Annotated in this window: 21 protein-coding genes; 17 read left to right on the top strand and 4 right to left on the bottom strand. The window is 42.7% G+C overall.

Features of this window, described 5'->3' with window-relative positions:
* Positions 1-117 precede the first annotated feature (117 nt).
* On the top strand, positions 118-3,408 hold the full coding sequence (locus tag PP2015_RS00700; RefSeq protein WP_058028454.1) for a methyl-accepting chemotaxis protein: 3,291 nt from the start codon (positions 118-120) through the stop codon (positions 3,406-3,408).
* A 56-nt stretch (positions 3,409-3,464) separates the two neighbouring features.
* On the opposite strand, the gene PP2015_RS00695 is transcribed toward PP2015_RS00700, so the two are convergent.
* A complete protein-coding gene (locus PP2015_RS00695) occupies positions 3,465-4,067 on the bottom strand; it encodes a hypothetical protein (RefSeq protein ID WP_058028453.1) in 603 nt (200 codons plus the stop codon).
* Positions 4,068-4,390: 323 nt separating this feature from the next.
* On the opposite strand from PP2015_RS00695, the gene PP2015_RS00690 reads away from it, so the two are divergent.
* From PP2015_RS00690 to PP2015_RS00640, 11 genes are all read left to right on the top strand, one after another.
* A complete protein-coding gene (locus tag PP2015_RS00690; protein ID WP_128724456.1) occupies positions 4,391-5,794 on the top strand; it encodes a sensor histidine kinase in 1,404 nt (467 codons plus the stop codon).
* Complete coding sequence (locus PP2015_RS00685) at positions 5,787-7,142, top strand: sigma-54-dependent transcriptional regulator (protein ID WP_058028451.1); 1,356 nt, start codon at positions 5,787-5,789, stop codon at positions 7,140-7,142. Before PP2015_RS00690 ends, PP2015_RS00685 begins: the two co-directional genes overlap by 8 nt.
* A 59-nt stretch (positions 7,143-7,201) precedes the next feature.
* Positions 7,202-8,221, top strand: coding sequence for a metal-dependent hydrolase (locus tag PP2015_RS00680; RefSeq protein WP_058028450.1), 1,020 nt, complete (start codon positions 7,202-7,204; stop codon positions 8,219-8,221).
* Between the two features lie 108 nt (positions 8,222-8,329).
* Positions 8,330-8,824, top strand: coding sequence for a hypothetical protein (locus PP2015_RS00675; RefSeq protein WP_058028449.1), 495 nt, complete (start codon positions 8,330-8,332; stop codon positions 8,822-8,824).
* 2 nt (positions 8,825-8,826) lie between these two features.
* Entirely contained in the window at positions 8,827-9,048 is a 222-nt protein-coding gene (locus PP2015_RS00670) for a helix-turn-helix domain-containing protein (RefSeq protein WP_058028448.1), read from the top strand.
* Positions 9,038-9,577, top strand: coding sequence for a hypothetical protein (locus PP2015_RS00665; RefSeq protein ID WP_058028447.1), 540 nt, complete (start codon positions 9,038-9,040; stop codon positions 9,575-9,577). Before PP2015_RS00670 ends, PP2015_RS00665 begins: the two co-directional genes overlap by 11 nt.
* Positions 9,578-9,718: 141 nt before the next feature.
* The gene (glf, locus tag PP2015_RS00660; RefSeq protein WP_058028446.1) at positions 9,719-10,837 is read left to right on the top strand and encodes a UDP-galactopyranose mutase; all 1,119 of its coding nucleotides are present in this window, start codon (positions 9,719-9,721) and stop codon (positions 10,835-10,837) included.
* Between the two features lie 4 nt (positions 10,838-10,841).
* Positions 10,842-11,864: a glycosyltransferase gene (locus tag PP2015_RS00655; RefSeq protein WP_058028445.1), complete on the top strand. Its 1,023-nt coding sequence runs from the start codon at positions 10,842-10,844 to the stop codon at positions 11,862-11,864.
* 244 nt (positions 11,865-12,108) lie between these two features.
* Positions 12,109-12,678, top strand: coding sequence for an alkyl hydroperoxide reductase subunit C (gene ahpC, locus PP2015_RS00650; RefSeq protein WP_058028444.1), 570 nt, complete (start codon positions 12,109-12,111; stop codon positions 12,676-12,678).
* Between the two features lie 259 nt (positions 12,679-12,937).
* Positions 12,938-14,515 (top strand): alkyl hydroperoxide reductase subunit F, encoded by a 1,578-nt coding sequence (gene ahpF / locus PP2015_RS00645; RefSeq protein WP_058028443.1) that lies wholly within the window; start codon positions 12,938-12,940, stop codon positions 14,513-14,515.
* A gap of 208 nt (positions 14,516-14,723) precedes the next feature.
* Positions 14,724-15,377 (top strand): XRE family transcriptional regulator, encoded by a 654-nt coding sequence (locus PP2015_RS00640; protein WP_058028442.1) that lies wholly within the window; start codon positions 14,724-14,726, stop codon positions 15,375-15,377.
* A 57-nt stretch (positions 15,378-15,434) separates the two neighbouring features.
* Here the strand turns inward: PP2015_RS00640 and PP2015_RS00635 are convergent, their stop codons facing one another.
* The 3 genes from PP2015_RS00635 to PP2015_RS00625 are packed head-to-tail and all read right to left on the bottom strand — an operon-like array spanning position 15,435 to position 18,690.
* Positions 15,435-16,745, bottom strand: coding sequence for a sigma-54-dependent transcriptional regulator (locus PP2015_RS00635; RefSeq protein ID WP_058028441.1), 1,311 nt, complete (start codon positions 16,743-16,745; stop codon positions 15,435-15,437).
* A 3-nt stretch (positions 16,746-16,748) separates the two neighbouring features.
* Complete coding sequence (locus PP2015_RS00630) at positions 16,749-17,258, bottom strand: hypothetical protein (RefSeq protein ID WP_058028440.1); 510 nt, start codon at positions 17,256-17,258, stop codon at positions 16,749-16,751.
* Position 17,259: 1 nt separating this feature from the next.
* The gene (locus tag PP2015_RS00625; RefSeq protein ID WP_058028439.1) at positions 17,260-18,690 is read right to left on the bottom strand and encodes a sensor histidine kinase; all 1,431 of its coding nucleotides are present in this window, start codon (positions 18,688-18,690) and stop codon (positions 17,260-17,262) included.
* A 265-nt stretch (positions 18,691-18,955) separates the two neighbouring features.
* On the opposite strand from PP2015_RS00625, the gene PP2015_RS00620 reads away from it, so the two are divergent.
* The 5 genes from PP2015_RS00620 (at position 18,956) to PP2015_RS00600 (ending at position 21,609) form a co-directional block, all read left to right on the top strand.
* Entirely contained in the window at positions 18,956-19,186 is a 231-nt protein-coding gene (locus tag PP2015_RS00620; RefSeq protein ID WP_058028438.1) for an EF-hand domain-containing protein, read from the top strand.
* A 53-nt stretch (positions 19,187-19,239) separates the two neighbouring features.
* Positions 19,240-19,461: an EF-hand domain-containing protein gene (locus tag PP2015_RS00615; protein WP_058028437.1), complete on the top strand. Its 222-nt coding sequence runs from the start codon at positions 19,240-19,242 to the stop codon at positions 19,459-19,461.
* Positions 19,462-19,481: 20 nt separating this feature from the next.
* Positions 19,482-19,706 carry an EF-hand domain-containing protein gene (locus PP2015_RS00610; RefSeq protein ID WP_058028436.1) on the top strand — a complete coding sequence of 75 codons (225 nt, stop codon included), beginning with the start codon at positions 19,482-19,484 and terminating at the stop codon, positions 19,704-19,706.
* A gap of 278 nt (positions 19,707-19,984) precedes the next feature.
* Positions 19,985-21,304 carry a trypsin-like serine protease gene (locus PP2015_RS00605; protein ID WP_227009213.1) on the top strand — a complete coding sequence of 440 codons (1,320 nt, stop codon included), beginning with the start codon at positions 19,985-19,987 and terminating at the stop codon, positions 21,302-21,304.
* Between the two features lie 74 nt (positions 21,305-21,378).
* A complete protein-coding gene (locus PP2015_RS00600) occupies positions 21,379-21,609 on the top strand; it encodes a hypothetical protein (protein WP_058028434.1) in 231 nt (76 codons plus the stop codon).
* The last annotated feature ends 23 nt before the right edge of the window (positions 21,610-21,632 follow it).

The raw sequence follows: 21,632 nt of genomic DNA, 5'->3' as shown, positions 1-21,632 counted from the left end.
GTTCTAAACTTTGCATTTGTACCTAAACTACATGAAGCGTCATAGTTGTGTTGTGGCTTAGGCACTCGTTCGTGCTCTCATCTCATGCAAGATGAAAAGATTAAAAAGGAATGCGCTATGATTAGCCCCCTGAAGTATTTCAGCTCATTGAATTTGAGCCGAAAGCTCATCGCCGCGTTTTTAACTGTGGCCCTATTGCCTATCGTTGTGATTATTTCAATCGCACTATATAAGGCCTCTTCCGCATTAGAACAGCAAGCTTACTCGCAACTTGCTGCTGTTGGAGAAATTAAAAAAAGTGCTGTTACACGCCATTTCGAAAGTGTAAAAGATAATTTATATAGCCTCGCTATTAGCCAAAAAACGGCTGATGCCTCACAAGCATTTATTGCCAGTTTCAATGAGCTTGAAGGGCTAAATAGCAAGCCACAAAGCTTAACTAAATTCTACCAACAAGATTTTAGTAGCAAGTTCCGAGCAGAGAACCCCAACACGTCTGTACCCAGCTCTATACTAGATGGTTTAAGTGCCAGAGCATTAGAATTGCAAACTCGCTATATCGCAGAAAACCCAAATCCACTCGGCGACAAAGCAAAATTAATTACCACTGGTCATGGCGATTCATACGATCAAGCTCACCAAAAATTTCATAACTTTTTTAGTGAAGTTGCCAATATTTATGATTTCTACGACATCTTCATCGTCGATAATCAAAGTGGCTATGTTGTTTACTCCGTATATAAAGAATTAGATTATGGGACCTCGCTAGTTAGCGGGCCCTACGCTTCAAGTAACCTTGCAGCTGTTTTCAAAGAAGCAAAAGACTTATTTAGCCAGTCTGATTTCGCTTTTGTAGACTACAAGCAATATTTACCTTCCTATAATGCACCTGCTAGCTTTATTGCAGCCCCTATTATTTACGATGGCATGCCACAAGCAACGCTCGTTTTCCAACTGTCTATTGATGCATTAAATAACATCATGACTGAACGAGAAGGTCTTGGCGAAACAGGTGAAACTTACCTAGTTGGTCCTGACGGCTTAATGCGCTCAGATTCTTATTTAGACCCTGAAAATCATTCAGTCGTGAATTCATTTAAATATCCTACAAAAGGCAAAGTTAACACTGAAGCTTTTCAATTGGCAATGGATAACCAAGAGGGTGAGAAGGTCATTACTGATTACAATGGGCAACCTGTGCTTTCAGCTTATCGACATATTGATGTACTAGGAAACAAATGGGCACTTCTCGCTGAAATTGATGAAAACGAAGCCTTTTCAGCCGTCATCACCCTACGTAATTTGCTATTAGGTGTTCTTACCGCCGCGATTGCTTTTATCGTTTTCGTTGCAATTTTCTTCGCTCGTTCGCTGACCCAACCTGTTCACAGTTTAATGGCAACCATGCGCCGAGTAGAAAAAGAGGGAGACTTCTCATTACGAGCGCCTATCACTTCTAAAGACGAAATAGGCCGCTGTGCTGTCGCATTTAATTCATTGCTTGAAGCACTGCAAACTTCAATTAGTGCATCAAACCGAGTACTTAACGAAATGGCCGAAGGTAAGTTCCATGACCGCATTAAAGTGGAGTGTAAAGGTGAATTAGACACCCTAAAAAAAGCGACCAATAACTGCGCAAACAGTTTAGATATCGCCATTGGTGAAATAAACCATGTTATCAGTGCAATGTCTCAGGGTCAGTTTGATAAACAGCTTCAGGCGCCAATGTCAGGGGATCTTGCTCACCTCAAAGACAACATTAATAGCTCTTTAAACTCACTCGATAACACCATGAACGCCATTGTTGAAACCATGGCAAATGTGGCTAAAGGTAACTTTACAGACACCATTCAAGTAGAAGCTCAAGGCAAGCTAAACGAACTAAAGGTCAGCGTGAATGACTCAGTGAAGAGCATGAACGGTGCCGTTGCCGAGATAAATATGGTGATGGGTGCAATTCGACAAGGTGACTTTTCTAAACGCGTTAATTTACCGCTTCAAGGTCAACTTGAGGCATTAAAAGACGATATCAATTTCAGCGTTGCTAATCTTGCAGAAATCATAAAAGACATTGGTAATGTCATGGCTGCGGTCAGTCAAGGTGACTTTAAACATACCATAGAGTGCGAAGCACAAGGTCAATTAGGTCATCTCAAGCAAGATATAAATTCATCAATCACGAGCTTAGATAAAGCCATTGGCGAAATTTCTGCGGTCATGATGGCCATTAGTCATGGTCGCTTCGACCGCACGATAGACTCACCAATGACTGGGCAGCTCAACACTTTGAAACAAGACATAAATCGCTCGGTACTTACTTTAGATCAGGTGATCCAAGAGCTAGCAAGTGTCATGGCCGCGATGTCTGAGGGTGACTTCACTCAAAAAATTGAGTCTGACCTACAAGGTCAACTATTACAACTCAAAGAAGATATTAATGACTCAACCGATACCATTTCTGATGCCATTAATGAAGTGACTCAGGTGCTTAGCGCAGTAGCGCAAGGCAACTTAACACATAATATCCAAAGTGATTACCAAGGGGTATTTTTAACTCTGAAACATGATGTGAATAGTACCATTGCGAAACTAACTGAAGTGATACAGGGTATTCAAATTGCTGCTAACCAAGTTTCACAAAGTGCTGGCGAAATCGCTAACAGCAATACCGAAATAAGCTCACGTACTGAAGAGCAAGCTGCCAACCTTGAAGAAGCCAGTGCCAGTACCAGCAATATGCTGGATGAAATCGGCCAAGTTGCAGACCAGTCAGGAGTCGCAGTACAACTAGCTGAGAGCGCCGAAGCCATTGCCAAAGAAGGTGGCACGCTATCGCACGATACCGTACTTGCTATTGATGAAGTGAATACGGCGAGTAAGGATATCAATGAAATTGTATCTGTGATTGACGGTATTGCGTTCCAAACCAACTTGCTTGCTTTGAATGCTGCGGTAGAAGCGGCAAGAGCTGGTGATAATGGTCGCGGTTTTGCCGTCGTTGCCAACGAAGTTCGAGAACTCGCTGGTCGAAGTGCGTCTTCAGCTCGACAGATCAAAGACATTATTGCCAACTCAAATGATAAAGTTGAACAAGGTACTGAGCTTGCCAACAGTTCTGGTCAAAAGCTTGAACAAATTGTTGGTGCGGTTGCACAAGTGAATCACTCGATTGTGAAAATTAACCAATCGACTATGACTCAGCAGCAAGCAATTAGAGAAGTTGATACGGTTGTACAACGACTGACTCATCTAATTCAAGAAAACTCAGCCATTACTGAAGAAACTATGGCTGCTGCGAAGCAAATGGCAGACCAAGCCAACAATATGCGTCGCTCATTAGAGTATTTCAATTTGGGTGAAAGCGACTATGCTGAACCCACTTTGCTGGTACATCACTACAACCGATAGCTCTCGGAAATAAATGAAAACGGCCCATTTAGGGCCGTTTCTTTTATCAAACTCAGTTAATACTTTTCATTTAAGAGAGTTTGTAGCTCATCAATTTGCTCTGGTGTTAACTTGGTTTCTTTCAGTAATGACGTGATCAACTTAAACTCATGGTCGCCTTCACCGTCTGCACCAAACGAGAACTTAAATACTTTAGGCGCTTTAGTTGGCTTAACTGGTTTTGGTGCACCTGGCGGTAACGGTGGCTCTGGTGGTAGGTGAAGTGTAAAGTCTTCACTATTATGCTGTACAAATACCACTTTGTTTACTTCGCCATCTTTACCCAGCTTTTGGACCACCTTATCTGCAAAGATAGTTACTTTGTTATCATTTAAGTCGATTTGTTCGAGCACCTCTTCAACCTTCTGACGTGTTTCAACAGGTAAATCCGCCAGCTTTTCAGCTAGCACATCACTACCTAACTCCGCTTTATCAAGTTTAATGACTCGAACATCGTTGTTATGGCCTTCGTTCACCATCACTTTTACATCACCATCGATCTGTTTAACTTTAATCACATGATGTGTTTCTGTATCAGTTGCGTAACTGCTGGCAGCAAAAACTAAGCCTGCAGCAGCAAGTGCCTTGGCGACTTTTTTATACTTAATGGTTGAAAACATGGTCTTCTCCTTCTGATGCGATTTATACACGCTAAAATAAAATGTCGACCTAGTTATAGAAAAAGGCATGCCAAATAGTTTTTTATAATATTTTCAGAGTGTTACCAAAACTTATTTAAAAAGCCAATGAAAAATATCCTGATATCAGGATATGGAATGACTGATATCGGGAATACTTGGTAGACGAAGCCTAAGAACTACAAAAACCGCTAATTTATCATTTATATTTCATAAACTTACAAACCACTTGCGTTCTGAAATTTTGGAATGCATCTTGTAATAAGTAATTTAGAAGCGGTTTAAAGATCTAAGTGGGAGAAGGTGTGACGATTAAGCGTTATTTTATTTTAGGCATTTTGGCGATATTCCTTTTACTTGCCGTGAGCCAAACATTGCTGGTCTTGCATTTCAAATCACAAGTCAGTGCTGATATTACTGAGCAATCTAAAGTGATCACCAAGCAACTGATTGGTAAAGCTCGAGAAGATATAAACCAAATTATCCATAAATTAGATGGTGACGCTCCTAAAGTCGTGTTTTTATCTGACACAGTGACGATTTCGAACACCTTAGAGCGACCCCCTGCCCCACCTCTACCTCAGATGCCAACAGGAGCGCCGGAGCCAAATAAGCCACCCATACCGACTCAGCCGGTTAAACCTGTAGTTACGATAAAAGCTGAATCACTTAAAGATGAAGTTAACTCAATATTTTTTCATTTTGAAGATGACAAAAGTATCAGAAAGATTATTAGCACTGAACATAACAGCCATACCCAAAGTCATAGCTTCGAACGCTTCACGTCGCTCATCCTTTGGAGTATTGCTCTATCAACGCTCATTGCCGTTGGTTTAATGCTGTATTTTGTACACCGCCTTACCCAGCCAATTACCGCATTAAAACAAGGATTCAATGATTTATCACAAGGTAAACTAGGCACTCAACTACCAGCGCAAGGTGTCGGTGAAATTGCAACTTGTATTGACAGCTTTAATGCTACCAGCAGCAAACTCGAGCAACTCAATCAGGTAGAAAAACAATTACAACAACAAAAACAATTGGCCGAACTTGGTGAGCTCAGTCGTGCGATTGCCCACTCTTTGCGAAACCCATTACATACTTTAGGTCTTACGCTTGAGCAATTTTGGCAAAGCCAAGATAACCAATTAAAAGACAACTTAAAAACCATTGCCGATAATAAAATTGCCCACTTAAATAAGAGTATTAGCGCTTTATTGCAACTCAGTAATCAGCAATCTTCTAGATCGCAAAGCGTACCAATTGCTGCGGTACTTCAAGATATTCAGCTCGAAGTAGGCCAGCTCAATTTTGACCTTGATATTCAGGTGCCGCAAGATTTGTCTATACAAGGAGCTGAATCGGAGATCCGCGCTATGTTACATACGCTGCTGGTCAACGCCATTGAAGCTCAACAGGCCAACCAAAACACCCAAGCCATTAAGGTGAAAGCCAGTTCAGAACAAAACACGTTATGTGTGGAAGTTGAAGATCATGGCGGCGGTTTTGACGAACATATTCTGGCTCAGCTATTTGACCCCCATGTAAGTAGCAAAGCAGATGGCGCGGGCATGGGCTTGTATTTAGCCAAACGCTTAGCAGAACTTTACTATCAGGGTGATATCAAGGTTCAAAACACGCAAAATGGCGCACGAGTTACCTTGCAACTAACACAGTCATCGCTTGAAGAAGGAGCAGTTCATGATTAAGCCACAGCCTATCTTGTTAGTCGAAGACGACCAAGCGCAAAATACCCTGATCAGCGCCATGCTAAATGCCGCGAACTATCAGGTTTATAGCGCTTTTAGTGTTGAAGATGCCATCGTCACCCTCAAAAGCCACGCAGACATCGAGCTCATTTTTACCGATTGGAAGCTAGGTAACTTGTCGGGCATGGATTTAATCAAATACGTCAGAGCACAACAAAAGCATATTGGTATTGTGGTTGCGACTGCCTATGGCTCAATTGAACATGCCGTTGAAGCCATCGAGCTCGGTGCTGATGACTACTTGAGTAAACCGTTTCAGCGCCAAGAGTTACTGTTGGCACTGGCCAAAGCCAATAAGGCTAACCAGTTACGTCTTGCCAACCAGCAGCTCAGCTCGCAAATAAGCGAGCAAAACCAGTTGGTCGATATCATTGGTCATGCTCCGTGTATGCAAAAAGTCTTTCAGCGTATAGAGCGAGTCAGTGCCACCAGCGCCACGGTATTGATCAGTGGTGAAAGCGGTACAGGAAAAGAGCTTGCTGCGCGTGCGCTTCATCAACTTTCAAATCGCAGTAAACAACCCTTTATCGCCATTAACTGTGGGGCTATTCCTGAAAACCTAGCCGAATCAGAACTCTTTGGTGCACTCAAAGGTGCATACACAGGCGCAACGCAAGACAAACTTGGTAAATTCGCCGCAGCCAACAAGGGCACCATATTCTTAGATGAAGTGGCAGAGCTGAGCCTCAATGTACAAACCAAACTTCTGCGCTTGTTACAAGAAGGTGTTGTGACGCCGGTAGGTGATACCAAAGAACATAATATTGATGTCCGAGTGCTTGCTGCAAGCCATAAAAACCTGCAGCAAATGGTACGAGATGGCTTATTCAGAGAAGACTTATACTACCGCTTAAACGTAGTGCCGTTACATATGCCACCACTGCGAGAACGCCAAGAAGATATTCCGCGATTAATCGAACACTTCTTAAAACGATTTAGCCAGCAATATGGTATTGAAGCTCCTCAGCTAAGTAGCACACTACTAAAACACCTTCTCAATTTTAATTGGCCCGGCAATGTGCGACAACTCTCCAATACGCTGGAGCAGTTTGTGCTTCTGCAGGATGAAACTGAACTTAAAGAAAACCTCACTAATACTGCAAACAGCGCACAAACCAATGCACTGTTTACCTTGCCAAGTGAGGGATTAAATTGGGACGAGTTTGAAAAGGACTGCCTACAACAAGCCCTAAACCGAGAAGGCGGCAATAAAACCCAAGCTGCTAAACTATTGTGGATTAGCTACAAGCAGTTTTTATATCGTCTTGAAAAGCATAATTTAAATTAAAACAGATCGTATTGCGCACCACAGCACTATTAACAACAAAGTTCATTGGGAGTAACAACTTGGATTCAGTCACGCAAATTTTACTTGGCAGTGCCGTGGGCTACGCCACCTTAGGCAATAAACTTGGTCGAAAGTCTCTACTTGTCGGCGCTGCATTTGGCACTCTCCCCGACTTAGATGTGTTGATAAACTTCGGTGGTGATGTTGAAAACTTTGTTTATCACCGCAGCTTTAGTCACTCCTTAATTATTCAATTGCTGTTGAGTCCAATCATTGCATGGCTCATTGCAAAAATGTACTGGGCAAAATCTGTGTCGCTGACACGCTGGTCTGTTGCCATATTTTCAATCATGAGCACCCATGCCCTGCTCGATACCTTCACAGTGTACGGCACACAATTACTCTGGCCTTTGAGTCATTATCCGTTTGGTATTTCCAGTGTGTTTATTATCGACCCCATGTATAGCCTACCTTTGCTACTTGCGTTTGTTGCCCTGTGCTTTGCTCGTGCACAACCCTATGCAAGTAAAATTAACGCCACCGCACTTGTATTGAGTTCGCTCTATCTGACTTGGAGCCTGAGTGCCAAATGGTTTATAGACAGCAAAATACAGCAGGCTTTAGACAAGCAAGCCATTACTTTTAAACAATTCGAAAGTACCCCTTCACCATTTAATACTTTGCTATGGCGAGCCGTGGCTACCACAGAACAAGGCCATTATGAGATTTATGCATCAGTCTTTGATTCAGTTGATGAGGTGGATATTCGATTTTATAAAACAGCAAATCATGTCCTTGATACTTTAGGTGAAGACCAACGTATTGCCTTACTGCAAAATTTTACCAAGGGCCTATACGGGGTTTACCAGCAAGATCAGACTTATGTTTTTAGTGATTTAAGAATGGGCTTAGAAGGCTTTTATGTGTTTTCTTTTGAGATAGCCAAACAGGCTGAAAGTAGCATTAAACCAAGCGATTTCAGACAGCTAAAAAATCGCCCTCCACTTAGTCGAGCAAGCCTAGTATTCGATAGGATCACCAATCCAAATATCGATTTATCACAAATTAAAGCTGATTAATAAAACATAAAACAATAAAAAATTATCGTTTTTCGATAATTCTTTATTGTTTTTCAAGTTTTACACATTTATGCTTTACCTATAACAGTGACTTGTTAAGGATAAAACATGAACGCATTCAAAAAATATATGGCGCGAGAGCGCAAGCAATTAAAAAGCTCAATCTTCCTAGTGGCGGTTTGGAGTTTTCTCGGCCTGCTTTCAATTGTTTTTTTGATCACAGGGCTAGAGCCACAAGATAACCTGTATGTTGAAGTTAGAAACGCACTGCAATTAGGTGCTGATGGCTTGGTAGCACTTGGGCTACTACTTGTGTTTTCTAAATTACTCAAAAGTTATGAGCAGGGTCAGCAAGTATTTAATGCTATCAGCTTACAAACCAACCTACTGATCGCCAGAGTTATCTTGCTCTATGCACTTATCGCTAAACCCTTACTGAGCATCATACTTGAAATGATTTATTTCGATATTGAGATCAGCATGATGGATTACTTTGCCAATATAGAGATCGTACTCGCCACCGCCGGATACATACTGCATGTATTTTGTGCCAACAATAAGGTCGCCCAAGACCTCCAAGAAGAACAAGCGTTGACGATTTAATAATGGCTATCATCATCAATTTAGACGTTATGCTCGCAAAACGAAAAATGAAATCTAGCGAGCTTGCCGAACGAGTCGGCATTACGCCGCAGAACCTCAGCGTGCTAAAAAGTGGCAAAGCCAGAGCGATTCGCTTTAGTACCTTAGAGGCTATTTGTGATGCACTGGACTGTCAGCCTGGTGATTTGATTGAATTTCAAAAGGACAACACCCATGAAAATTGATACTGAGTTTAATTACCGCGTTCATTCTATTGTTATTGAAGCCAACTCATTTGGCAAAGAAGTCATTTACCTGGATGGTGACAAAGTATCAGAGCAAAGAAATATTGCATCAAATGGTCGCCACTTAATTCAAGTTGATGAAGAACAACTTGAGATAAAGTTCAAAGTTGTCTCCCAGCTAACTGGCCCATTAATTATTGAGTTAAGTAATGAACAGGGACTAATTGAATCGAAAACCGTTGACCTAATGTACGAGCTTGAACAGCAACAACTCAATGATGGCATTCGATTCACACCAGAAGAATATAACTGGAAAGATGAAATTGAGTTTCCTTCGCAATTGATGTTTTATACGCTCTTTATTGCCCCGGTTATCCTTTGCCAAATTCTAGAAAAGTCACCCATAGAGGCAACTTGGCCTGATCAGGTGACATTTTATGGGTGTATCGGTCTGGCAGTTGTCGTCTGCATAGAGATTGTTTATCGGCTTTCAAAACAATTTAAACACTTAAATGCTGCCGAGCAGTAATAAAATCAGTGATGCGAAAATTTGCTTCGCATCACTGCTTTGCTCATATCACTTTCCTATTTTATTACCATTCTTTTTGAACTTGTTTGTTGTTATAGTTTCGAAGTCACATCAAGCTAATAATAAACAAGGCCTACAAGAATGAACAACGCTCAATATGACTATCTTATTGTCGGTGCAGGACTATTCGGCGCAGTATTTGCGCGTGAAGCAACGGACAAAGGGAAGAAAGTTTTAGTAATTGATAAACGTGACCACACAGGTGGTAATATTTATTGTGAAAATGTTGAAGGGATAAATGTCCATAAATATGGCGCTCACATTTTTCATACCAGCAACCAAGAAGTCTGGGATTATGTTAACCGCTACGTGTCTTTCAATCACTATGTAAACTCACCTGTTGCTCGCTTCGAAGACAAGCTATATAACCTGCCTTTTAATATGAATACGTTTTATCAGCTATGGGGCGTGACGACACCACAACAAGCAAAAGATAGAATTGCGCAAGAGCGCGCACCTTATGCCGATTTAGATCCTAAAAACTTAGAAGAGCAAGCGTTGTTTTTAGGCGGTCGCGACCTATATGAAAAACTCATTAAAGGCTATACCGAAAAGCAATGGGGTCGACCTGCCACTGAGATACCGTCTTTCATCATTAAGCGTTTACCGTTCCGTTTTACTTTTGATAACAACTACTTCAACGACCTATACCAAGGCATTCCAATCGGTGGCTATAATGCGCTTACAGATGCACTACTTGAGGGTGTAGAAGTGCAAACGGGTGTTAACTATTTTGATAACAAAGATGCCTATAACCAGTTAGCCGACAAAGTACTATACACGGGTAAGATTGACGAATTCTTTGACTGTCAATTTGGTGCGCTTGAATATCGTAGTCTGCATTTCGAAACAGAAGTACTAGATGAAGAAAACTATCAAGGTAATGCCGTCGTTAACTACACGGAACGCGATGTGCCTTATACACGCATCCTTGAACATAAACATTTCGAGTTTGGCAACCAAGAAAAAACCGTGGTTACTAAAGAGTACCCGCATGAATTTAGTAAAGATAACGAACCTTACTACCCAATCAATGACGACACTAACAATGCCTTGTTAGCCCGTTATCAAGAACTTGCATTAACTGCACCATATGCTGACAAGTTTATCTTTGGTGGTCGCTTAGCGAACTACAAGTATTACGATATGGATGACACCATTGAAGCGGCGCTTGCATTAACGAGCAAGGAGCTTAGCTAGTCTTATGAGTAATAAAGTATATATCGCGCGTAATTACCGTTCTAAGTTTGACGCGGCAGGCAAAGCCAAAATGGACTGTGAAACCATTTTAGAAAACAATGGCTGGCAGAACATTGGTTTCAAACAAACTTGGATCTCAAATTCAATCCTAGGTACTTTGATCAGTGCTCTTGGTGTGACTTGGGCTATTTTGCGTTTGAAATCAGGCAGCACAGTATGCCTACAATACCCGTTTAACAAGTTTTACGGATATTGCTTATGGGGCGCCAAACTTAAAAACAGCAAAGTACTGACATTGGTGCATGACTTAAAAAGCCTAAAAGGCAAATATGGTCATTCAGACAAAGAAGTTGAGCTACTGAAGCAATCTGATCAGCTTATCGTTCACAATGATAAGATGGGTGCTTGGTTCAAAGAGCATAATTTCACTGCTGACATCACAAATATCGAAGCGTTCGATTACCTTCATACCGACAACCCAAATGCCAAACGCACGCCTACAAACTATGAGCAATTACGTATTGTGTTCGCAGGCAACATGGGGCCTTTCATTTTTGAGCTTGATGATCTCGAGCGTGGCAACTTCAAGTTTGATTTATACGGCGTCGGCTTTGACGAGAAAAAAGTAAAAAACGCCAACAACACCATCTTAGACTACAAGGGTTGCTTCCCTTCTAATGAAGTTATCGATCATATTGATGGAGATTTTGGCTTGGTTTGGTACGGCAACACCTTGGATTCATGTGATGGCGTAACAGGCCAGTACTTGAAGTACAACAACCCACACAAACTATCACTTTACCTATTGTGTGATATGCCAATCATCATTTGGGATAAAGCTGCGATGGCAGATCTGGTAGAGCAAGAAGGCATTGGCTTTAGAGTAAAATCTTTGCGTGACATCAAACAACGTCTTGCGGAACTGACACCAGAGCAAATCGATGAGATGAAGCAAAATGTGCAACGAGTTAAAGCCGATGTGCAGTCAGGTCAGTTCTTAACAAGCGCATTGCAGCGACTTTCTTAAATTATCTCACTTCGAAGCATCACCTTAAAAAAGCGCAGTTTTCTTTTAAAGCTGCGTTTTTTATATCAACTTCTCATCTCGCATAGAGCATTCCAAAGTTTAATCACAAAAAACGATTGAACTAATCAAAACAATCCATTTTATTTAACTACTCAAACCCACTATCTTAGTTACCAAGCAAAGGGGCAAAGCAACAGGTTGCCCTAAACGTAGTAATTACAAACTAACTAAGAGAGTAAACATTATGACTACTTCATTGATCAACACACAAATCAAACCATTCAATGCAACGGCTTACCACAATGGCGACTTCGTTGAAGTAAGTGAAAAAGACCTTCTAGGTAAATGGTCAATCGTATTCTTCTACCCAGCTGACTTCACATTTGTATGTCCGACTGAGCTAGGTGACCTTGCTGACCATTACGCAAAGCTTCAAGAAATGGGCGTTGAAGTTTACTCAGTATCAACTGACACGCACTTCACACACAAAGCTTGGCACGATGCGTCAGACACAATTAAGAAAATCCAATTCCCAATGATTGGTGACCCAACAGGTCGTATTACACGCAACTTCGGTGTAATGATTGAAGAAGAAGGTTTAGCACTTCGCGGTACTTTTGTAATCAACCCAGAAGGCGAAATCAAAGTAGTTGAAACACACGACCTAGGTATCGGCCGCGCTGCAAACGAATTAGTTCGTAAAGTACAAGCAGCTCAGTACATTGCAAACCACGACGGTGAAGTATGTCCAGCTTCTTGGCAGCCAGGCGAAGAAACATTAGCGCCTTCACTAGACTTAGTTGGCAAAATCTAACTATCCGTCATCTTTCGCACTGCACGGGTGTTGGCTACGCTTCTTCTTCCCAATCACATAGTAAAACTATGCTCATGGGATTCATAAGCTTGCCGCCTACGTGCAGCACGAAATCTATTGGATATTAATTTATTCAGTTAATGGCTGCTACAACAGCAGCCTTTATAACTCACTTTACTTTAAACACGTTAATAAGCTCTTTGGCTCCGCCAACACCCAAGCATATTAATAGGCGACGAGTAAAAATAGGACAATCACCATGCTAGACCAAAACATTAAAACGCAATTACAAAGCCACTTTGCTGCCATTACCGATCCTATCGAGCTAGTGCTTGCCCTAGATGACAGCAACAAATCAAACGAATTAAAAAGCTTAGCAAACGATTTAAGTTCATTAAGCACACACATCACAGTGTCAGAACAAAGTGATTCGACCCGTGCTCCGAACATGTCTGTGCGCTCTCCCAAGCGTAATACACACATCGATTTTGCGGGCATTCCTATGGGTCATGAGTTTACCTCATTGGTATTGGCACTGTTACAAACAGGTGGACACCCAAGCAAAGCCTCTGAAGAAGAGCTGAGCATCATTGATGGCATTACTGAGCCATTAAACTTTGAAATTTATATATCTCTGAGCTGCCAAACTTGTCCGCAAGTGGTTCAGGCGCTTAATACTATGGCGGCCAGAAACAGCAATATTAAAGCGACCATGATCGACGGCGCACTGTTCCAAGACGAAGTGAACGCACGCAATATCATGGCTGTACCAAGTGTATTTTTAAACGGTGAGCAATTCTCACAAGGCGCGGTATCGCTGAGCGATATTCTCAATAAGCTAGACACAGGCGCGGCGGCCAAACAAGCCGAGAAGCTCAATGAAAAAGACCCATTTGACGTACTGGTTGTCGGTGGTGGCCCTGCGGGTGCATCGGCAGCTATTTATGCGGCACGAAAAGGTTTAAACACCGGTGTTGTTGCCGAGCGTTTTGGTGGCCAAGTTGCTGATACCCTCGCCATTGAGAACTTTATTTCAGTCAAAGCCACTGAAGGGCCAAAGCTGGTTGCACAACTTGAAGAGCACGTTAAAGAATACGATGTCGATATTATGAAAGGCCAACGCGCTGCGGGTATTGCTCGTGGTGACTACATCGAAGTGCCCCTTGAGTCAGGCGCGACGTTAAAAGCCAAGTCAGTGATCATGGCAACCGGTGCACGCTGGAGAAACATGAATGTACCAGGCGAGCAAGAATACAAAGGCAAAGGTGTTGCTTACTGCCCACACTGTGACGGCCCATTATTTAAAGGCAAGCCAGTTGCGGTGATCGGCGGCGGTAACTCAGGTATTGAAGCGGCGATTGACCTTGCAAACATTACTTCGCACGTCACTGTATTAGAATTTGCCGACACATTACGTGCTGACGAGGTGCTTATTCGCAAAGCCAACAGCTTGCCAAATATCACCATCATCAAGAATGCACAAACCACCGAAGTGCTAGGCGATGGTCAACGTGTAACAGGATTAAGCTACACCGACCGCGTATCAGGTGAGCAACACCAAGTCGATTTAGCCGGTATTTTTGTACAGATTGGCTTAATCCCGAACAGTGAATTCTTAAAAGAGACCGACGTACAACTAAGCCGCTTTGGTGAAATTGAAGTTGATAAACACGGCGCCACCAGCATGAGCGGTGTGTATGCTGCGGGTGATGTGACTGACTCAGCGTTTAAGCAAATCATTATCGCCATGGGCTCAGGGGCAACCGCCAGCTTAGGGGCTTTTGATTACCTTATTCGCCACAGCGATGAATCACAAACCGAAGCAAGCGCAGCGTAATAAGCTAAATAAAGCACCGATTTACTCCTAATACTTGCTATTACACCCAGCAAGTCAAAGCGGCTTTTAACCTCGGTTTCAAGCCGCTTTCTTTATTTTTAACCCAAACCTGTCTACTTATTCCGCAGTTGCACTGCACTTGGCTATACAAGTGTCAGGTCAGAGATTATGCTGTGCGGCCAAATTAAAGAAGTTGAGGTGATGTATTATGAGCACGGCTTTTTCTCGTCGTTTTATGGAGCTAGTTGAACAATTTGCTGGCGGAAACAAACGCCAATTTGCCATTTTAACAGGCAAGTCACCTTCGCATATTTATCGTATTTGTCGTGGTTTAAGCCGCCCTTCAATGACCTACCTTGAACACCTGTATGGCCTATTTAGCATCGACTTAAACTGGCTATTAACTGGCGAGCAGCCCGTCGATAAACCGTTTTCATCAAGCCAAGATGAACTATTAATGGTGCCGCAACTCGACGTTGAGGCCAGTGCAGGTTTTGGTAGCATGGGCGGCAGTGAAGATGTCACCGAGCAATTTGCATTAAATAAACGCTGGTTAAGCTCACAACTTGGTGTACACAGTGACCGTTTGGCATTCGTGTCTATTCGCGGTGACAGTATGCTGCCAACCCTTGAGCATGGCGACATGGTGCTGGTTGATTTAAGCCAACAACAAGTCAGTCGTGAAGGCGTGTATGTGATCCAAACCCAAGATGGTTTAATGGCAAAGCGCTTAAAGCAAAAATCTGATCATATTGCTGTGGTATCAGATAACGATGCCTATCCAAGCTGGCAAATTGATAGCCAAAACGCCGAGCAACACGGCGTGGCGGGTCGTATTGTCTGGTGTGGCCGCAGCCTTTAGCTACTAAAAAGCCGCATTGCTCAGCAGCAATGCGGCTTGTTCTTATAAGCGACTTACTCAAACCGCACTTGGCTCTATATTGTGCTTTTTAAGTAATTTATAAAAATCGGAGCGATTGCGCTTAGCAATTTTCGCAGCCTCAGCGACATTGCCTCGGGTGATCGCGAGCGCTTTTTGCAAGTACTCGTACTCAAACTGCACTTTTGCTTCGTTTAAACCAATAAATGGTGCGCCGGTTTCTTCGGGTAACGCCTCATTGATCGTTTGCAGCGAAATAAGCTTGCCCGGTGTGAGCGCCACTGCGTATTCAACCACATTGTGTAATTGTCTAATATTGCCCGGCCAAGGGTATTGCACCAACTTGGCTATCGCATCGCGGCTAAATGACTTGTCGGCAAATTTTGCCAAAAAGTGATTAGCTAACAGAGGGATATCTTCAGGTCGCTCTTTTAAACTTGGTAAGGTAATAGAAATAACATTAAGGCGATAATATAAATCTTCACGAAATGTGCCTGCTTCTACCGCTTTTTTTAAATCTTTGTGGCTGGCACTTAAAATTCGCACATTAATGGGAATTTCGAACTCTGCACCAACCGGTCTGATCTTGCGCTCTTGTAATACGCGTAAAAGCTTCACTTGCAGATCCAATGGCATATCGGCAATTTCATCTAGAAATAAGGTGCCATTGTCGGCCAATTGCGCCAAACCCACTTTATCTTTGGTTGCGCCAGTGAAAGCCCCTTTTTGATGACCGAATAATTCTGACTCCAATAAATTAGCGGGCATCGCGCCACAGTTAATGGCGATAAACGGGCCCTCACTCACTGCACTGGCTTTATGAATTGCCTGAGCAGTAACTTCTTTACCCGTGCCACTTTCACCTTGAATTAATATATTGGCCTGACTGCGAGAAATCGCCTCTAACTTATAGGCTAGCGTGTGCATTAAATCACTTTCATAGAATAAACCATGAAACTCACCGACCTTTTTCTCAGCACTTGAACGCCGCTCTAATACCCCGTCTAATAAGCGCTCTAACGCTGCGATATCGATTGGCTTAGTTAAAAAACCCGACACGCCCGATTCGGTCGCTTTGATGGCTTCTTCAATTGAGCCATGGGCGGTCATGATGATCACAGGCAAGGCACTAAAGCGCTTATTGATTTCATTAAATAGTGCCAGTCCATCCATGTGCTCCATACGCAGATCGGTGAGCACTACATCAATGGCATGCTTTTGCAAAATAGACAGAGCAAGGGTGGCACGATGTGCTAAATACACTTGATATCCTAAGCTTTCTAAGCGTAATGACAGCAACTCTGCAAAGTGCACATCATCGTCAACAATCAATAAATTTGTATTCGCCATCCTCTACTCCTCATCGTTTAAGGGTTGTAGGCTTTGCTCCAAGCGCTTGCGTTGCAACTGAGCGAGCTGTGCTTTTAAAGTATCTAATTGAGTCGTTACTTCGTTCAATTCTGTGGTTAAGCGTTTTACGGCTTTTTGCTGAACTCGCAATGCGCCAGCAAGCCTTTGAGTGTGTTGGTTCTCTTTTTTCAGTAACGCAAAAAAGTGTTGATACGATTCTGGCCAAGGCGCTTGTTTTTGCACCTGCTTTAGCGCAGCTAAACGGCTCGTGCTACCTTTTGCTCGGCAATAGCGGTTAAAAAAGTCATGTAAATACGATTCATGCAAATAACTGTCGTTATGCTGTAAGGACTGCTTTTCACAAGCAGCTAAATACCAAGACATCAATACCGATACGGGTGCATAACTAGGCAGTTGCACCACTGGTACAGCAGGCTCAACGGGGCTTGGATCACTACTCAGCACACAACCGGTCAGTAACCAAGGACAAATAAACCAAACTAATCGTTTCATATTAAGCCGCTCCTAGGCCAAATTTAATGGTGACATGACCACCTTGTTGAGCACGAATGATCAATGCACCCGACATCGCTTTACAGCATTCATGCGCAATTGATAACCCTAAACCACTGTGCATATGTGCCTCGTTGTTGTGTTGCTGATCAGCGCCTTTATAAAATGGTTCTAGTGCTCGACTGGCCGCTTCTTCATTAAACCCCTGCCCGTCGTCGGTTATCACAAACTGATAACCGTCCGCAGCTTTACTAAAGCTTACTTCAACATGATGTTCAGCAAACCTCAGGGCATTGCTGATTACCTGTGTCAGTGCCAGTTTGCAAGGTAAAAGCGGCACACTTAACTGCTCTAAATCATCTAATTGCCAGCTCAGTTGCTTATGTTGTGCCATCGGTAAATCAGCAAAATACTGTTGCAGCTCAGTTTTTAACTCGCCACAGGGTTTGTTTTGTTCTAGTTGGGTCAGCTTTGCGGTGCCGCTAAATAACAACAAGTCTTCAATCAGCGCTTTAAGCTGCAAAGCGCTTTTATCCATAATTGATAACACCCTAGTTTGCTGCGCATTTAATGCCCCGAGCACTTGCTCGTTGAGTAAGGATGTACCTTCGACCATGGACGCAAGGGGGGTTTTAAGCTCATGACTGACATGGCGTAAAAAGGTATCTTGCTCTTCATGTTGGCTTTTTAAACTCAATCTTAACCAGTTTAAGCGCGCGCCTAATTTAGCCAACTCGGCGCTACCCGATAATGCGATAGGTTTTTCCCATTCACCGACACCTAACTGATCTGTGGCTTTTTCGATGGCCGATAACTTACTTCGCACTTTCACTAACAAACGAATACTCACCGCAGCCAACAAGGGTACCAGTACACTCAAGCCAATAAAAAACAACCATTGTTGCTGAACAATATGTGCATCGAGTTGCTGTTGAGCTTGCTCTAAATCGACCTTTAGCGTATCAGTCAGTTGATAATAATCTCGCCAAATTCTTGCAAAAGTATCGTCTGATTTAGTATGCAATTGCATGGTTTGTTGAAGTTGTTGCAAATCGGCAACAAAGCTCTTTGATCGGGCATATTTTTTTAATGCCACTGCCATATTTTCAACTTCAAACCACTTATTTTCGAGGGTTTGAGTCAACTGACTGTCTTGTAGTATTTGGTTATTTTGCTCGGCATCTTGCAACACTTTAAGGGCCTGTGAAACGGCCTTGAAATCTCGCTCAACCTGTTGAGAAAGCTTGTAAAAGTCACGCATTTCTGAAGATGACTGTTGTAAAGAAGAAGAGAACCACAAGGTCAATGCAATCAATGGTAAGGTCGACACAACAACCGCGAAAATAGCCTGGTGTACAAAAGAGCTCGAAATTTTTAGTTTTTTACAAATTACGCGCCACGCTCTGATCTTAGTTTTTACCCCTGAAGCCATTGTGCTCGCCCTTTAAAAACTGAATGTCGCTAAAATGCAACAAGCTAACCACATGATTTTAAATAAAAAGTTATATCTCAACTCATTTAACTGTTGCTATTTAGCAACACTGCAACTGAATCATTTCTGAATAAAAACTCACGGAACAGAATAAGCACCTGATAAATATGAATTTTTTATTTTTGGCACCGTTTTTGAGTTATCTACTTCGACATTGACGAACACCACACTCAATAACGAGGTGGTCCAAAAGAAGGAAATGAAGATGAAAAAACATATTAATTCAGCACTACTTGTAACGAGCATCGCATTAGTAGGTAGCAGCTTCAGTGCATTAGCGACAAACACTTTTGAACAGTTCGACAAAGATGGTAACGGCAGCATCAGCAAAACTGAAGCTAGTGCTGATCCGCGCCTTAACGACCAGTTCAAGAAATTAGATAGCGACGGTAACGGCGAGCTGAGTAAATCAGAGTTTGGTAAATTTGAAGGCTAATTCGCTTAGCTTTATCACCCTTTTCTTACATTTTTAAAAATTAGGAGCTCATTATGACGCTTTCAAAAACATTACTTATGACAACTTCACTTTTCATCAGTGCCTTTGCACTTGCAAGCGACGTGCAATTCTCAAGCGTCGACACCAACAAAGATGGGGTTATTTCGCAAACAGAAGCGAAGGCGGTTCCAAAAGTGGCTGCGCAATTCTATCAACTTGATGAGAATAAAAACGGCGAGCTTTCTGAATCTGAATTTAAAAACTTTAAGCAATAATCACATTAGGAGTCAAGGCTATGAAAAATATGATTAATTTATCTATTATCGCTGCTGCAACTTTCATAAGTGCACACGCTTTCGCCGCTTCTTTCAATGACTTTGACACAGATAGTGATGGCTATATCAGTCAAAAAGAAGCAAAAGCGTCAAACACCTTAACGCAACTTTTTGACCGCCTCGATGCTGATGGCGACGGTAAGATCTCGCTAAAAGAGTTTAAGGCGCTCGACTCCGAAAAGTAATTGGGTTCAGCCATTCCCATACGCAAAATAGCTCAAAGGATTCTCCCTCTACATGGATGTAGAAACAATGAAAAACCTTATACGTTACCAAACTGTAAACAAATACAAATCAGACCTCTTAAACTTCAGATCTTAGAAACCTTGAAAGCACCTAAAATTACTGAATAAAATTGTTTCTCCTCAGAAGTATGAAAAATTATCATTAACATTTTGTTTGCATTTACATTATTAGTACCCATAATCACCACTCGATTAAAAAAACAACAAGGACACCCGTTGTGAAAAAACTCAACCTATTAACAACAAGTTTAGCCATTGCGCTTTCAAGTGCTTTTGCAGCCCAAGCACAAAGCGAAGCGTTGCCATTTATTCCTGAACAAGCTAATGCTGAAATCACCCCACAAATTGTTGGTGGTGGTCCTGCAAATACTGCGAACTGGCAGTTCTACACACAAATATTGAATTCAAATGGCACGACCGCTTTTTGTGGCGGTAGTTACATTGGTGATGGCTATGTACTGACCGCTGCGCATTGTGTCAGCAGTAAAGCAGCCCGCTTTATCGATGTAAAAGTGGCAGGTTTTAGACTCGGCGGCACAGATGGCGACCGCATTGGCGTTGTTGAAAAGTACGTGCATCCGCAATATAACCGCAGCACGTTGAACTATGATATCGCGCTATTAAAACTTGAGCGCACGCCAACACAAGGGCAAGCCGTTCGTCTCGCTTCAGGCTCTTTAAGCCAATATGCACGCAGTGGCGACTTATTATCGGTTGCAGGATTAGGTCGTTTATCAGAAGGTGGCAGTCGCCCTTCATTCATTCAAGAAGTCGACGTACCACTAGTTTCTGACGCTGTATGTAACCAATCAGGTGGTAACTATGCCAATGTAGGCAGCGTCGCGTTTTGTGCTGGCTACCCACAAGGTCAAAAAGATTCATGTAGTGGCGACAGCGGCGGCCCTATCGTGATCAACCGTGGCGGTGAGATTGTACAGCTAGGTACTGTGAGTTGGGGGATCGGCTGTGCACGTCCTAGTAAATACGGTGTTTATGCCGATGTAGCAGCACTGAGTGGTTGGATCGACGACATTAAATATTCTGGCGGCGGCTCAAACCTAGTTTATAAGCAAAGCCAAACCTTGGCCGACTTCACATTATATGAAGTTGTTTCGCACCGCTTTAACATCAGTAATACAGGCACAGAAGCATCAGCACTTAATGCGGTTACAGTGCGCGGCAGTGGTGTAACAAGTGGTCTGGTTGTGACTTCTGATACGTGTAGCAATCGCACACTGAGCCAGAATGATAACTGTAGTGTTAATGTTGAATTTACAGCCACTCAGTCTGGTACCGCAGGCGTAACTTTTGAATTCACAGAAGCTGGTAGCAACACCAATCACGTAGGATCTATTTCTGCAAAAGCAGCTGACATTCCTGTATGTGCGGGCTCATGGGATGCCAATACTGTTTATCGTAAACCTGACCGTGTAACTTATAACGGCAAAGTGTACGAAGCGAAGTGGTGGACGCTAGATGAAAAACCGGGTTCTTCACAAGTTTGGCAACTAATCGGTAACGATCCGAGCTGTAAGTAATAGTAAGCCGAGGGGAGTGCGCTCCCCTTTTGATATAAAACCAAGTTAAACCTACTGACTAATAAGGAAATATCATGTCTAAAATCACCAAACTTATTGCCGCAGCAAGCTTAAGTTTTATCGCCACAGCGTCACTTGCAGTTGTTGCAGCAACGCTTTGTTCAAGTAATTGCAGTGCTTGGGCTAAACAACAACAACTGTCATTTTGTGCCCGTGTAGGTGGCGGCTCGGCTTGTGCATCAAGCCAAGGCCTATACAACTACCTGCTACAGCAATGCAAGCAAGGTCAGTGTCAAGGTGTTTAGTTAGAGCATCTTAAGCTGTCGAT

The organism is Pseudoalteromonas phenolica (assembly GCF_001444405.1).
In the GTDB taxonomy this organism is placed as follows: domain Bacteria; phylum Pseudomonadota; class Gammaproteobacteria; order Enterobacterales; family Alteromonadaceae; genus Pseudoalteromonas; species Pseudoalteromonas phenolica.
This window is presented reverse-complemented; position numbering and strand designations above follow the sequence as displayed.